The organism is Streptomyces albireticuli (assembly GCF_021228125.1).
Classification (GTDB): domain Bacteria; phylum Actinomycetota; class Actinomycetes; order Streptomycetales; family Streptomycetaceae; genus Streptomyces; species Streptomyces albireticuli.
In genome coordinates this window covers 755,331-769,055 of the sequence record NZ_JAJQQS010000002.1, presented here as the reverse complement: position 1 = coordinate 769,055, position 13,725 = coordinate 755,331, and the positions used below count along the sequence as shown (strand labels likewise).

Genomic DNA, 13,725 nt, shown 5'->3' with positions numbered 1-13,725 from the left:
GGCAGGGAATCGCCCCCGTGAAACCCGCCCCTCTGCGCCAATCCGCCCACCGCTGCCGGCCTGGCGATCGGTGGTGTCGAGACGTACATTCCCGCTCCGCCGATACGCCATGCCGGACGGTGTCCCCCGATCATACGGGGCGAAGCGGCTGATCGGGTGGCCTGTGACCTACCGCGCGCGGTCAGCCACGCTCGGCCAGGACGTGCAGTTGAGTGGCCACGGAGTGGAACGCGGGCAGCTCGGCGGCGACGGCCTCCAGCTCGAGCAGCGCGGCCATGGCGCCGGGCTCGGCGTCGAGCAGCACGCCCGGCACCAGATCGGCGAAGACCCGCACGCCGTGCACCGCCCCGACCTCCAGACCGGCCTCGGTGACCAGCGCGGACAGCTGGTCGGCGGTGAACCGGCGCGGGACCGGGTCCCCGGCGCCCCAGTGACCCGTGGGGTCGGTGAGGACCTGCTTGGCCTCGGCGAAGTGACCGGCGAGGGCACGGGCGAGCACGGCGCCGCCCTGGCCCGCGGCGAGCAGGCTGAGGGTGCCGGAGGGGCGGAGCGCCTCGACGACGTTGCGCACGCCCTCGGCGGGCTCGTCCACGTACTCCAGCACGCCGTGGCACAGGACGGCGTCGTAGGCGCCGCGCTCCACCACGTCGAAGAGGCCGTGGGCGTCGCCCTGGACGCCGCGCACCCGGTCGGCGACGCCGGCCTCGGCGGCCCGGCGCTCCAGCGCGAACAGGGCGTTGGGGCTCGGGTCGACGACGGTCACGTGGTGGCCGAGGCGGGCGACCGGCACCGCGAACTTGCCGGAGCCGCCGCCGGTGTCGAGGACCTCCAGCACGCCTCCGGTATCCCGCCCGGCGGCCTTGACCCGGCGGTCCAGGGCGTCCTTCAGGACCTCCCAGACCACGGCGGTACGGAGGGACGCCCGGGGGCGCAGCGGGTCTGACACGGCGGGTGGCTCCTCGACGGTGCGACGAAAGGGGTGGAACGGCCGGACAGCCGACGCGGACGCCCGGCTGACCTGGGCGTGCGGCTCCCAGCCTAATGGGCGGGATCGCACGCTCCGACGACCGCTCGCCGCGGTGGCGGGACCGGATCAGTGTGCGGGGGAACGGGGGCGAGCGACAGACCGCCTCCGCGGGGCGGTCGGGGTGAGGCGGTCTGTCCCCTACCCGCCCCTTCCCGTAACCGGGGGCAAGCCCCCGGGCCCCCTTTCCGCGCTGACGCGCGGTGTCCTCAAGCGCCGGACGGGCTGATTTCAGCCCGTCCGGCGCTTGAGGACCGGGGTCCGGGGCGGAGCCCCGGTTCCGGGAAGGGGCGGGTAGGGGAGAAAGCCCCGCGCAGCGGCAACCCGGCCCACCCTCCACCGCACCCCGAGGTCAGCCCGCCTCGCGCGGCAGCCAGGGCACGGACAGCCCCGCCTCCACCAGCCGCAGGAACACCGCCGCGTCCCGCAGCAGGTCGTCCGCCTCGCGGGCCGTCGCCGCCGAGGGGATGCCCGCCTCCGCGCGGGCCCGGCGGGCCGCGCCGGAGGCGAACAGCGCGCTCCATTCGGACAGTTCCGGCGCGACCTCGGGGAGCACCTCCCAGGCGCTGCGGATACGGCGGCGGCGCCGCTCCGTGGTCTCCGGGCGGCCGCGGACGGCCAGGACCGCGGCGGCGGTGCGCAAGGCGGCGAGGTGCGCCGTGGCGTACCGCTCGTGGGGGGCTTCGAGGGCGGCGGCCTCGGCCAGGCCGTCGTGCGCCTGGTCGAGCAGGTCGAGGGCCGCGGACGGGACCGCGGCGGGGCGCGGCACGGGACGGACGTCGCTCGCGCTACGAGCCATGACGAACCTCCTTCGTCGGGGGCGGGCCACCGCGCGGAGGCGGAGCCGCCATCTGCCCCCATCGTGGCGCATACCACTGACAATCGGCCTGAGCTGCGCGAACGCCCGAGTCGTCGCATGGAGTTGACGGGAGCGCCGGCGGCCGGGCGGCGGCAGGGAGAATCGGTTCATGGACAGCAGCAGCACGCGCCGCCGGAACACCCGGCGGAAGCTCTTCGAAGCCGCGGTCACCCTCATCGCCGAACAGGGCTTCTCCTCCACCACCGTGGACGAGATCGCCGAACGGGCCGGAGTCGCCAAGGGCACGGTCTACTACAACTTCGCCAGCAAGACCGTGCTCTTCGAGGAGCTGCTGCGGCACGGCATGGAGCTGCTGGCCGACTCCCTCCAGGAGGCGGCCGACGAGATGGCCGACAGCGGCGGCGGCCGGGTGGACGCCCTGGACGCGATGATCCGGGCCGGGCTGGACTTCATCGCCCGCTACCCGGCGCTGACCCGGCTGTACGTGGCGGAGCTGTGGCGGACCAACCGGGCCTGGCAGCCGACGCTGACCCAGGTGCGGCGGAGGACGATCGCGGTGATCGAGTCGATCCTGCGGGAGGCGGTGGCGGCGGGCGAGCTGAGCCCGGAGGTCGACATCCCGCTGACGGCGTCCGCGCTCTTCGGGATGGTGCTGGTGGCGGCCCTGGACTGGCAGTCGTTCCAGCCCGAGCGGTCGATCGACGACGTGCACGCGGCGCTCTCGCGGCTGCTCCAGGGCAGGGTCGGCGGCGGCGCCCGCTAGCGGCCACGGCACCGGGAGGGAAGCGGGGAGGACGCTTCCGGACGGGCGCTGTCCCGGCGCGGGCCGATCCCCCTCGGCCGACGCCGGAACAGCGTTCCCCCGTGTTCCCCCCGAGCCCCCGTTTCCGCGGGACCCCCGTGCTCCCCCGGTCACGTCAGGGGCCGCGGGCCGTTCCGCCGCCCCGTGTCGGCGGTCCGGGAACCCGCGCCCCTTCCGTGGTCACCACTCTCCCCTTCCGGGCGGTGCGGACCCATCCGTGCGGCTACTCATCTCCTCCTCTGAGTACGCGTACTCACGCCTGAGCGTTCAGCCTCATGGGGTGCCGCCGGATAAAGTCGCACCCATGGCACGGATTGTGGTGATCGGCGCCGGGATGGGCGCGATGGCAGCCGCCGCCAGGCTGGCCGTCGCGGGCCACCGGGTGGCGGTGTACGAGCGGGCGGCGACGCACGGCGGCGGGGTCGGACGGCTGGCGAGGGAAGGTTTCGTCTTCGACACCGGGCCGGGGCTGCTGCACCTGCCGGCGGTCTACCGCGATCTGTTCGTCAAGACCGGCAAGGAGTCCCTGGAGCACAGCGTCGGGCTGGTCCAGGTCGACCCGGCGAGCGGCCACGTCTTCGCCGACGGCACGGCCGTCTCGCTGCCCAACGCCTCGCGTGCCGGTGTGGTCCGGGCCCTGGACGAGGCGGTCGGCGCGGGCGCGGGCGAGCGCTGGAGCGAGCTGGTCAACAGGGCGCGCGAGGTCTGGGACGCGACCCGGCGGCCACTGCTGGAGGAGCCGCTGCGGGCCGGTCCCGCCGCCCGCGAGGCGCTGGGGCGCGATCCCTATCCGGCGCTGCGCGGGCGCGGCCTGTTCCGGCGGAAGGCCGCGGCCACGCTCGCGTCCGTCGCCTCCCGGGAGTTGAGGGACGCCCGGCTCACCGCTCTCCTGGAGAGCCACGCCCTGGCCTACGGGCTCGACCCGCGGCGGGCGCCGGCGAGCGCGACGGTGCTGCCGTACCTGGAGCAGACCTTCGGCAGCTGGTACGTGCGCGGTGGCGTGCGGGAGCTCGCCGACGCCCTGCACGCGCGGTGCGTGGCCCGGCGGGTGGAGTTCCGCTTCGGCGCGGAGGTGGTGCGCGTCCTGGAGGAGGACGGCCGGGCCGCCGGTGTGGAACTGGCCGGTGGCGAACGGGCCGAGGCGGACATGGTGGTGGCCGCGGTCTCCCCCGGCCGCCTCGCCGCGATCGCCCCGGACGCGGCCGCCGGGCGGTCCGGCTCCGGCGCCCCGGTGCCGCCCGGCCGCTTCACGGTGTTCCTCGCGCTCCGGGGCGGCCGGCCGGAGGGCACCGCGCACCGCACGGTGGTCCACACCTCCGACCGGGACGCGGAGTTGGCGGAGGTCTTCGACGAGGCGCGGCCGGGCGGCGGGTGGCGCTACCGGCCGACCGTGACCGTGCTGCGCCCGGACGACGCGGGCACGCGCCCCGACGACGGGCACGAGGCCGTCACGCTCACCGCGACGGTCGCGCCGCACGGCGCGGTGGACTGGACGGACGAGCGGACCGTCACCGGCTTCGCGGAGCGGATGACGGACGCCGCGGAGGCAGCCGTTCCGGGCCTGCGGGAGCGGCTGCTGTGGCGGGAGGTACGCACTCCGGCCGATACGGAGGCGGCGACCGGCGCGGAGGGCGGCGGGGTGCCCGCGCCCGTACTGGCGGGCGCGGAGGGGGCGTTCCTGCGGCCGGGGAACGCGACGGACGTTCCGGGCCTGTACCTCGCGGGCGGATTCGCCCACCCCGGCGGCGGGCTGGCGCACGCCGGGATGTCGGGCGCGATGGTGGCCGGCCTCATCGTGGACGGAGCCGACTGGCGCGGCTCGCAGTGAACCGCGCCCCGGCGACGACCGGCAGGGGTCAGTAGCGGTACTGCTGCCCGTCGTGGCCCGGCAGCTGCTGCGGCGGGTAGGGCTGCTGGGGAGGTCCGGGCGGCGGCGGGTTGTCGCCGTCGCGCTGCTGGGGCACCCACACACCGCCGGGCGGGGTGTCCATGTCGTACTGCTGCGACTGCTGGGGCGGGTAGCCGTCCGCGGGGTACGTACCCGTCCCGTACTGCTGGGGGTAGGGGTTGTACTGCCCGAAGGCGTCGTAGTTCTCGTAGTTCTGCGGACGGCTGCCGCTGCCGATGTACGGGTCGGAGTACGCGGCGTACTGGCCCTGGCCCTGACCGTAGGAGGGGTCGGGCGCCTGGCCCGCGTAGGTGTCGTAGCCGGTGAAGCCGGAGGCGTCCGGAGCGGGCGGCTCCGGGGCGTAGCCGGTGTCGCCGTAGCCCCCGTACGAGCCGTCGTGGCCGCCCTGGGCGCCCGGGGTGAACGGGCCGGCCTCGCCGCCGCCGTGCGGGGCGGGGCCGGGCCCGGCCGCCGGGGGCGTGCCGGGCATGAGGTCCGGTCCCGCGCCGGGCTCGGGGAAGGACAGGTCGAGGGCGGCGGTCTCCTGGAGGGCGGGCGCGGGCGGCGGCTCCGCGGACCGCTCGGCCTTGCGCCGCCGTCCGCCCCGGGGCGTACCCGCACCGGCGGGTTCGTCGGCCGAAGTCCCGGACGCGACGCCGCTCTTGTCCTGCTTGCCCTTCTTGCCCCGCTCGTCCTGGTCGCCCTGATCGTCGCGCTTGTCGCGGCGGAGCGACCAGCCGGTGGAGAAGCCCCGCCGGAAGGAGAGCGTCACATAGGTCTGGCCGATCGCGAAGGCGATCGCGCCCACGGCGATGACCACCACGGACGGGACGACGACGCCGACGACCACGCCGAGGAAGCCCACGAAGGCGAGGAGCCGCCAGCGCAGCCGCGCCTTGTACTGCAGCAGCACCTCGCCCAGCAGCCAGAGCGCGACGACGCCGAACGCGATGTAGAGGACCGTCCAGCCCATTTACGCCCCTCTCGTTCCGGCTGCCGCACCCGGAACAGCCGTCAGGACCGCTGGTGCAGCCCCAGATTCTCGTAGATTTCCAGCGTCGCCGTGGAGTGGTTCAGGGTAATGAAGTGCAGACCCGGAATGTCCTCGGCCATCAGGCGCGCGCACAGCTCGGTGGCGTACTCGATCCCGATCGAGCGTACAGCGGCCGGATCGTCCTTGACCGCGAGGATCCGCTCGGCCAGCTCGGGCGGGAAGGCGGCGTTGCTGAGCTGGGCGAAACGCTCGATCTGACGGACGTTGGTGACCGGCATGATCTCGGGGATGATCGGGGTGTCACAGCCCGCCGCCGCGACCCGGTCGCGCAGCCGGAGGTAGTCCTCGGGGTAGAAGAACATCTGGGTGATGGCGAAGTCCGCCCCGGCCCGGCACTTGTCCACGAAGTACCGGACGTCCGTCTCCCAGTCGTCGGAGCGCGGGTGCATCTCCGGGAAGGCGGCCACGCCGACGCAGAAGTCGCCGGACTCCTTGATGAGCCGGACGAGGTCGGCGGCGTAGCGGACGCCCTCGGGGTGGCGCACCCACTCGCCCATGGGGTCGCCGGGCGGGTCACCGCGGAGCGCGAGCATGTTGCGGATGCCGACGTCGGCGTACTGACCGATGATGTTGCGCAGTTCCGCCGTCGAGTGGTTGACCGCCGTCAGGTGCGCGACGGGGGTCAGGGTGGTGTCGGTCGCCATGCGCTCCGTCACCCGCACGGTGCCCTCGCGGGAGGAGCCTCCGGCGCCGTAGGTCACGGACACGAAGGTGGGGCCGACCGCCTCGATCCGGCGAATGGCGTTCCACAGGGTCCGTTCGCCCTTCTCGGACTTCGGGGCCGCGAACTCGAACGAATACGACCGCTCGCCGGAGGCGAGCAGCTCACGCACCGTACGGGCGTGATCTGTCCTGGTGGAGGCTGTACCAAGGGCCATACTCGCAAGTTAACCAGCGGGGGTGTGGCACACCCAAGCACGCGCTTCGATATGCCCGATTCGCCGGGCTCCCGTCCACCACCTGGACAGCAGGTGTGTCAGGTCGCGGGCCGGACCCGTGCCGGAACCCGCGGTCAGACCGCTGCCGCGCGGGCGCGGACGCGCCGGGCGAGCGACGCGGCGGCGGCGCCCGGGTCCTCGGCCTCGGTGATCGCGCGGACCACGACGATCCGGCGGGCGCCGGCGTCCAGCACCTCGTCCAGATTGCCGGCGTCTATGCCGCCGATCGCGAACCAGGGCCGCGCGGGGGCCAGGGCCGCGGTGTGGCGCACCAGGTCCAGGCCCGGGGCGTGGCGGCCCGGCTTCGTCGGGGTGGGCCAGCAGGGGCCGGTGCAGAAATAGTCCACGCCGGGCTCGGCGACCGCGGCGGCCACCTCCGCCTCGGCGTGCGTGGAGCGGCCGACGAGCACGTCCGCGCCCAGCACGGCGCGGGCGGCGGGCACCGGGAGGTCGCCCTGGCCGAGGTGGAGCACGTCGGAGCGGATGGCGTGCGCGACGTCCGCGCGGTCGTTGACCGCGAGGAGCTTGCCGTGGCGGCGGGCCGCGTCGGCGAAGACCGCGAGGTGCTCCAGCTCCTCCCCCGCCTCCATGCCCTTGTCGCGCAGCTGCACGATGTCCACGCCCGAGGCGAGCACGGCGTCCAGGAACTCCGGCAGGTCGCCCTGGCGCTTACGGGCGTCGGTGCACAGATACAGCCGGGCGTCGGCGAGCCGCTCGCGCGCGGTGACGGACATCGGGTGTTCTCCCCCGGGTCGGCGGCGTACGGGCGCGGGGGGCTGCCCCCGCGCCCGTACGCCGGACGGTTTTCGCGGTCGTTCTCTACGGGTGTCGCTCGCGTCTACGGCGCCGCCGGTCGGGTCAGACGGCCAGCGCCTGGGCGCGGCGCTTCACCTCCGTGCCGCGATTCTCGCGCAGGGCCTGCGCCGGGGTGCCCGGCAGGGTGGGGTCGGCGGTGAAGAGCCACTCCAGCATCTCCTCGTCGCTGAAGCCGTCGTCCCGCAGCAGGGTCAGGGTGCCGGCCAGCCCCTTGACCACCTTGTCGTCGCCGATGAAGTCGGCGGGCACCATGAGCACTCGGTTCTCGCCACGGCGCACCGCGATCAGCTGGCCCTCCTTGACCAGCTGCCGGACGCGCGTCACCTCGACGCCGAGCTTTTCGGCGATGTCGGGGAGGTTGAGCCAGGCGGGGACGAGAGCATCGATCTTTGCGTCAATCTCGGTCACGGGACAAGCCTGCCATCTGGGACTGACAGTCGGTAGCCGGGTTGACCCGACCCGGCGTCAGCGGGTCGTCAGGGAAACCGTCCGGGAACCCCCGGCACCCGGCCCCGGCACGGCCCGGCGGGGCCGGGTGCCGGCGGTGCCCGACCGGCCGGCCGTCACCGCTCGGCGGACTTCAGGGGCACCGACGCGTTCGCCGCCTTCTCCCGGTCGACGGCCGCGCCGCGCTCGATGAGCTTGCGGCCCTGCGCCAGGTCCCGGGGCCGGCCGACGGCCAGCAGCGCCACCAGGACGCCGTCGCGCAGCCAGCACACCGTCCAGGCCGCGCCGGTGGGGTCGCCGCGCCAGACGAGCTCGTCGCCGTCGACGTGGTGGCCCGCGTACTGCACGAACCTGCCGAACTGCTCCGACCAGAAGTAGGGCACCGGGTCGTAGTGGGGGCCCTCGGCCGGGCCGAGCGCGATGTTCTCGGCGACCGTCCGCGGACCCTGGAGGGCGTTGTCCCAGTGGTGGACCAGCAGCCGCTCGCCGTAGCGGGCGGACGGGAACGACGCGCAGTCGCCCACCGCGTAGACGTCGGGCAGCGAGGCCCGCAGCCGGTCGTCGGTGGCGACGGAACGATCCGCCGCGAGCGTGATCCCGGAGCCCGCCAGCCAGTCGGTGTCCGGCCGGGCGCCGATGCCGACGACCACCGCGCCGGCGGGCAGCCGGGTGCCGTCCGCGAGCAGCACCGCGCCGTCCTCCACGGCGGCCACCCGCGCGCCGGTGAGCAGCCGGGCGCCGCTGTCGGCGTACCAGGCCTCCATATGGGCGGCGACCTCGGCGGGCAGGGCACCCGCCAGCGGCCGGTCGGCGGCCTCGACCACGGTGACCTCGCAGCCCGCCTCGCGCGCGGCCGTCGCGAACTCGGCGCCGATCCAGCCCGCGCCGACGGCCACCACGTCCCGCTGCTCGGCCAGCACCGGACGCAGACCCTCCGCGTCGTCCAGGGTGCGCAGCAGGTGGACGCCGGGCACGCCCTCGCTGCCGGGCAGCTCGACCGGGCGGGCGCCGGTGGCGATGACCAGCACGTCGTAGGGCACCGGCCCGGCGGAGGTCTCCAGCACGCGCTCCTCGGCGCGCAGCGCGGTGACCTCCCGCCCGAGGCACAGGTCTATGCCCAGGGACGCGAAGTCCACCTCGAACGCCGAGCCCTCGGCCTTGCCGAGGAGCACCGCTTTGGACAGGGGGGGCCGGTCGTAGGGCCGGTGGCGCTCGGCCCCCAGCAGGGTGATGGTGCCGTGCCAGCCCTGTTCGCGCAGGGCCACCGCGGTCTGCACCCCGGCCATGCCGGCACCCACGATGACGACGCGCCGGTCACTGGAGGTATTCGTCTGGTCGCTCACCCGATCACTGTAGGGCGGGGGCCGGGCTTCCCCGCAGCACCGTGCAGCGAGACGTCCGACACAAGGTCATTCACCAGTGCGCCCGGAACGCCACGGCGCGGGGCCGCCGCCCAGGGCGTCCCGGGGCCCCGCCGCCGGGGTCCGAGCGGCCTTCCGGTCGCTTCCCGGCGCGTACTAGGGTGGCCGGTGCAAGCACTCGCGGGAGCCCGGACGCACCGGGCTGAGAGGGAGGCTGGACGGCCTCCGACCGTACGAACCTGATCCGGGTCATGCCGGCGAAGGGAGGGGCTGGACACCCATGTACGCGTCTTCCACCGCGTCACCGGGGGCGTACGACGTCCTCGTCGTGGGCGGCGGTGTCATCGGTCTGGTCACGGCGTGGCGCGCGGCACAGCGCGGGCTGCGCACGGCGCTCGCGGACCCCGCGCCGGGCGGCGGCGCGGCGCACGTCGCGGCCGGGATGCTGGCCGCGGTGACCGAACTGCACTACGGCGAGCAGACCCTGCTGGCGCTGAACCTGGAGTCGGCCCGGCGCTATCCGGCGTTCACGGCCGAGCTGGAGGAGGCGAGCGGCCGGGGCACGGGGTACCGCGCGTGCGGCACCCTGGCCGTCGCCCTCGACGCCGACGACCGGGCGCACCTGCGGGAACTGCACGCCCTCCAGCGCGCCTCCGGGCTCGACGCGGAGTGGCTGACCGGGCGCGAGTGCCGCCGGCTGGAGCCGATGCTCGCGCCGGGCGTGCGCGGTGGTGTGCGGGTGGACGGCGACCACCAGACGGATCCGCGGCGGCTCGCGGCCGCCCTGCTCACCGCCTGCGAGCGGGCCGGGGTGACGGTCCACCGGGCGGCGGTGACACGGCTGCTGTGCGCGGGCGGCCGGGCCACGGGCGCCGAACTCGCGGGCGGCGACCGGCTGTCCGCCGGGCAGACCGTGCTCGCGGCGGGCAGCCGCAGCGGCTGCCTGGAGGGCGTCCCCGAGGGCGTGCTGCCGCCGGTCCGCCCGGTGAAGGGGCAGATCCTGCGGCTGCGGGTGCCGCCCGCCTACGCGCCGTTCCTCTCCCGGACCGTTCGGGCCGTGGTGCGCGGCTGCCCGGTGTACCTGGTGCCGCGCGAGAACGGCGAGCTGGTCGTCGGCGCGACCACCGAGGAGCTCGGCTGGGACACCACGGTCACCGCGGGCGGGGTCTACGAACTGCTGCGCGAGGCCCATGAGCTGGTGCCCGGCATCACCGAACTGCCCCTGGTGGAGACGCTCGCCGGACTGCGCCCCGGCTCCCCCGACAACGCCCCGCTGCTCGGCCCGACCGCCCTGCCCGGGCTGCACACCGCCACCGGCCACCACCGCAACGGCGTCCTGCTCACACCGGTGACGGGCGACGTCATGGCCGAGGTGCTGACCTCCGGACGGCTGCCCGACGAGGCCCTCCCCTTCTCCCCCCGACGCTTCGCGAACGCCCCTCAGGAGCTGCCCGTATGAACCCCAGCGACCCCACCGACCGCCCCGAGGCCCAGGTGGGCATCAGCGTCAACGGCGAGAGCCGCGCGATCCCCCCGGGCCTGACCCTGGACACCCTGGTCGCGTCCCTCACCACCGCGCCCGGCGGCGTCGCCGCCGCCGTCAACGAGACGGTCGTGCCGCGCGGGCAGTGGCCCGCCACCACGCTCGGCGCCGGCGACCGCGTCGAGGTCCTCACCGCGGTGCAGGGAGGCTGATCAGCTCCAATGGCAGACGACCTGCTCACCATCGCGGACACCACCTTCACCTCGCGCCTGATCATGGGCACGGGCGGGGCGCCCAGCCTGGAGGTCATGGAGCGCGCCCTGCTGGCCTCCGGCACCGAGCTGACCACCGTCGCGATGCGCCGGCTGGACGCGAGCGTGCGCGGCTCCGTGCTGTCGGTGCTCGCCAAGCACGGCATCCGCGTCCTGCCGAACACCGCCGGCTGCTACACGGCGGGCGAGGCGGTCCTCACCGCCCGGCTGGCCCGGGAGGCGCTCGGCACGGACTGGGTCAAGCTGGAGGTGATCGCCGACGAGCGCACCCTGCTGCCCGACCCGGTCGAGCTGCTGGACGCCGCCGAGATACTGGTCGACGACGGCTTCACGGTGCTGCCCTACACCAGCGACGACCCGGTGCTCGCCCGGAAGCTGGAGGACGCCGGCTGCGCCGCGATCATGCCGCTGGGCTCCCCCATCGGCTCCGGGCTCGGCATCCGCAACCCGCACAACTTCCAGCTGATCACCGAACGGGCGGGCGTCCCGGTGATCCTCGACGCGGGCGCGGGCACCGCCTCGGACGCGGCCCTCGCGATGGAGCTGGGCTGCGCGGCGGTGATGCTCGCCTCGGCGGTCACCCGTGCCCAGGAGCCGGTGCTGATGGCGGAGGCGATGCGGCACGCGGTCGAGGCGGGCCGCCTGGCGCACCGCGCGGGCCGGATCCCGCGCCGCCACTTCGCGGAGGCGTCGTCCCCGGCGGAGGGTCTGGCCCGGCTGGACCCGGAACGTCCGGCGTTCGGGGCGTAGCGCCGGCCGGGGCTCCGGCCCGCCGCGCGGCGGGCCGCCCACCGGCACCGGGCGGAGGGGCGGGCAGGGGAGAACCCGGCCCGCCCGCGCGGCCTCTTAGACTCGTTCCGTGGATACGACGCTAGGGGACCCGCTCGTCGGGAACGTGCTCGACGGCCGCTACCGGGTCGACGCCCGGATCGCCGTCGGCGGGATGGCCACGGTCTACCGGGCCGTGGACACCCGGCTCGACCGCGTGCTCGCGCTGAAGGTGATGCACCCCGGTCTCGCCGGGGACGCCGCGTTCGTCGAGCGCTTCATCCGCGAGGCGAGGTCGGCCGCCCGGCTCGACCACCCCAATGTGGTGAGCGTCTCGGACCAGGGCACGGACCGCGGCTATGTCTACATAGCGATGGAGTACGTGCCCGGCTGCACCCTGCGCGACGTCCTGCGCGAGCGCGGCGCCCTCCAGCCCCGCGCGGCCCTGGACATCCTGGAGCCGGTGCTCGCGGCGCTCGGCGCGGCCCACCTCGCGGGGCTGATCCACCGCGATATGAAGCCGGAGAACGTCCTGATCGGCGACGACGGCCGGGTGAAGGTCGCCGACTTCGGGCTCGTACGGGCCGTGGACACCCACACCTCGGCCTCCACCGGCTCGGTGCTGGGCACCGTGTCGTACCTGGCCCCCGAGCAGATCGAGCACGGCACCGCCGACACCCGCGTGGACGTCTACGCCTGCGGCGTGGTGCTCTACGAGATGCTCACGGGCGCCAAGCCGCACGGCGGCAGCACCCCGGCCCAGGTGCTCTACCAGCACCTGCACGAGGACGTGCCGGCCCCGTCCGCGGCCGTCCCCGGGCTGGCCCCCGGCCTGGACGCCCTGGTCGCCGGTGCCACCGCGCGCGACCCGCGGGACCGCCCGGCCGACGCGGCGGCGATGCTGGCGCTGGTCCGCGCGGCGCGCGAGGCGCTCTCCGACGAACAGCTGGACGCCGTGCCCCCGCAGGCGTCGTCGGCGGGCGCGGCCGGGCCGGCCGCCCCGCCCACGGGCTCCGAGGACCGCACGAGCGTGCTGCCCCGGCTCGTCGGCGCACCGCCCGCGCCCGCCGACGACGCCCTGAACCGCACCACGCGCCTGGACCACCCGCCCGTGCCCCCGGGGCCGCCGCCCGCCGGCGGGCCACGCCCCGGGCGCCGCCCGCTGCCCCGGCGCGGGCTGCTGATAGCGCTCGCCGCCGTCCTCGCGGTACTGGTCGGCTCGGGCGTCTGGTACGTCAACTCCGGTCAGTTCACCAAGGTCCCGGCCGTCCTGGACATGCCCCAGGACAAGGCCGAGAAGGAGCTCGGCAAGGCCGGGCTCGGGGTGAAGGTCAAGCAGGAGTTCAGCGACACGGTCGAGCGCGGCCGGGTGACGGCCACGGATCCCGCCACCGGCGAGCGGATCCGCAACACCGGCAAGGTGACGATCACCGTCTCCCGGGGCCCGGCCCGCTCCGAGGTGCCCAACGTCATCGGCATGGGGCTCGACGCGGCGAAGCGGAAGATCGAGGGCGCGGGCCTGGCCGTCGGCGACGTCGGCACGCAGTTCAGCGACGAGACCCCGCAGGGCGCGGTGCTGGCCACCGACCCCAAGGCGGGCGCGGAGCGGCGGCCGGACACCCCCGTGGCGCTGACCGTCAGCAAGGGCCCGGCCCTCGACGTGCCGGACGTGACCGGTCAGTCCGTCGCGGCCGCCACCACGGCGCTGCGCGACAAGGGCTTCGAGGTCGAGGTCTCCGGCACCCAGGTCTTCTCCGACAAGCCCAAGGACGCGGTGGCCGAGCAGTCGCCCGGCAAGGGCGCCAAGGCGGCCAAGGGCGACAAGATCACAATCACGGTCTCCAAGGGCCAGGAGATGGTCACCGTCCCCGACGTCACGGGCAGGAGCGAGGCCGACGCCCGGCGGACGCTCACGGACGCGGGCTTCAAGGTCGAGGTGAAGCGGCCGTTCTTCTTCCCCCGGGACTCCGTCGACCGCCAGTCGGTCAAGGGCGGCGACCAGGCGCCCAAGGGCGGCACTATCACGATCGAGCTCAAGGGCGGCCTGTAGGG

The 13,725-nt window shown here is 75.1% G+C and carries 13 protein-coding genes and 1 riboswitch; of the genes, 6 read left to right on the top strand and 7 right to left on the bottom strand.

Going from position 1 to position 13,725, the window contains the following annotated elements; translation table 11 throughout:
• Positions 1–181 precede the first annotated feature (181 nt).
• Positions 182–946, bottom strand: coding sequence for a methyltransferase (locus LUZ64_RS03600; protein WP_095579174.1), 765 nt, complete (start codon positions 944–946; stop codon positions 182–184).
• A gap of 430 nt (positions 947–1,376) precedes the next feature.
• Entirely contained in the window at positions 1,377–1,895 is a 519-nt protein-coding gene (locus LUZ64_RS03595; RefSeq protein WP_170116661.1) for an SAV_6107 family HEPN domain-containing protein, read from the bottom strand.
• Between the two features lie 97 nt (positions 1,896–1,992).
• Here LUZ64_RS03595 and LUZ64_RS03590 point away from each other — a divergent pair, with 97 nt between their 5' ends.
• Positions 1,993–2,607, top strand: coding sequence for a TetR/AcrR family transcriptional regulator (locus LUZ64_RS03590; protein ID WP_095579176.1), 615 nt, complete (start codon positions 1,993–1,995; stop codon positions 2,605–2,607).
• A gap of 343 nt (positions 2,608–2,950) precedes the next feature.
• Positions 2,951–4,474: a phytoene desaturase family protein gene (locus tag LUZ64_RS03585; protein ID WP_095584093.1), complete on the top strand. Its 1,524-nt coding sequence runs from the start codon at positions 2,951–2,953 to the stop codon at positions 4,472–4,474.
• A 28-nt stretch (positions 4,475–4,502) separates the two neighbouring features.
• Here LUZ64_RS03585 and LUZ64_RS03580 read toward each other — a convergent pair whose 3' ends face one another.
• The 5 genes from LUZ64_RS03580 to LUZ64_RS03560 all read right to left on the bottom strand — a co-directional run bounded on the left by LUZ64_RS03580 (position 4,503) and on the right by LUZ64_RS03560 (position 9,075).
• Positions 4,503–5,507: a hypothetical protein gene (locus LUZ64_RS03580; RefSeq protein ID WP_095584094.1), complete on the bottom strand. Its 1,005-nt coding sequence runs from the start codon at positions 5,505–5,507 to the stop codon at positions 4,503–4,505.
• A gap of 41 nt (positions 5,508–5,548) precedes the next feature.
• A complete protein-coding gene (gene metF, locus LUZ64_RS03575) occupies positions 5,549–6,466 on the bottom strand; it encodes a methylenetetrahydrofolate reductase [NAD(P)H] (protein WP_095584095.1) in 918 nt (305 codons plus the stop codon).
• Between the two features lie 134 nt (positions 6,467–6,600).
• Positions 6,601–7,260, bottom strand: a complete 660-nt coding sequence (gene thiE, locus LUZ64_RS03570; protein ID WP_095584096.1) for a thiamine phosphate synthase — start codon at positions 7,258–7,260, stop codon at positions 6,601–6,603.
• 124 nt (positions 7,261–7,384) lie between these two features.
• Positions 7,385–7,750 (bottom strand): Rv2175c family DNA-binding protein, encoded by a 366-nt coding sequence (locus LUZ64_RS03565; RefSeq protein ID WP_095584097.1) that lies wholly within the window; start codon positions 7,748–7,750, stop codon positions 7,385–7,387.
• Positions 7,751–7,905: 155 nt separating this feature from the next.
• Positions 7,906–9,075, bottom strand: a complete 1,170-nt coding sequence (locus LUZ64_RS03560; RefSeq protein ID WP_248288051.1) for an NAD(P)/FAD-dependent oxidoreductase — start codon at positions 9,073–9,075, stop codon at positions 7,906–7,908.
• A 245-nt stretch (positions 9,076–9,320) separates the two neighbouring features.
• A riboswitch (TPP riboswitch) is annotated at positions 9,321–9,433 on the top strand.
• Here LUZ64_RS03560 and thiO point away from each other — a divergent pair.
• The 4 genes from thiO (at position 9,431) to pknB (ending at position 13,723) form a co-directional block, all read left to right on the top strand.
• The gene (gene thiO / locus LUZ64_RS03555; protein ID WP_095584099.1) at positions 9,431–10,609 is read left to right on the top strand and encodes a glycine oxidase ThiO; all 1,179 of its coding nucleotides are present in this window, start codon (positions 9,431–9,433) and stop codon (positions 10,607–10,609) included. It overlaps the preceding riboswitch by 3 nt.
• Complete coding sequence (gene thiS / locus LUZ64_RS03550; RefSeq protein WP_211305143.1) at positions 10,606–10,845, top strand: sulfur carrier protein ThiS; 240 nt, start codon at positions 10,606–10,608, stop codon at positions 10,843–10,845. Before thiO ends, thiS begins: the two co-directional genes overlap by 4 nt.
• A 9-nt stretch (positions 10,846–10,854) precedes the next feature.
• Positions 10,855–11,655: a thiazole synthase gene (locus LUZ64_RS03545; protein WP_095584100.1), complete on the top strand. Its 801-nt coding sequence runs from the start codon at positions 10,855–10,857 to the stop codon at positions 11,653–11,655.
• 109 nt (positions 11,656–11,764) lie between these two features.
• On the top strand, positions 11,765–13,723 hold the full coding sequence (gene pknB, locus LUZ64_RS03540) for a Stk1 family PASTA domain-containing Ser/Thr kinase (RefSeq protein WP_095584101.1): 1,959 nt from the start codon (positions 11,765–11,767) through the stop codon (positions 13,721–13,723).
• Positions 13,724–13,725: the final 2 nt, after the last annotated feature.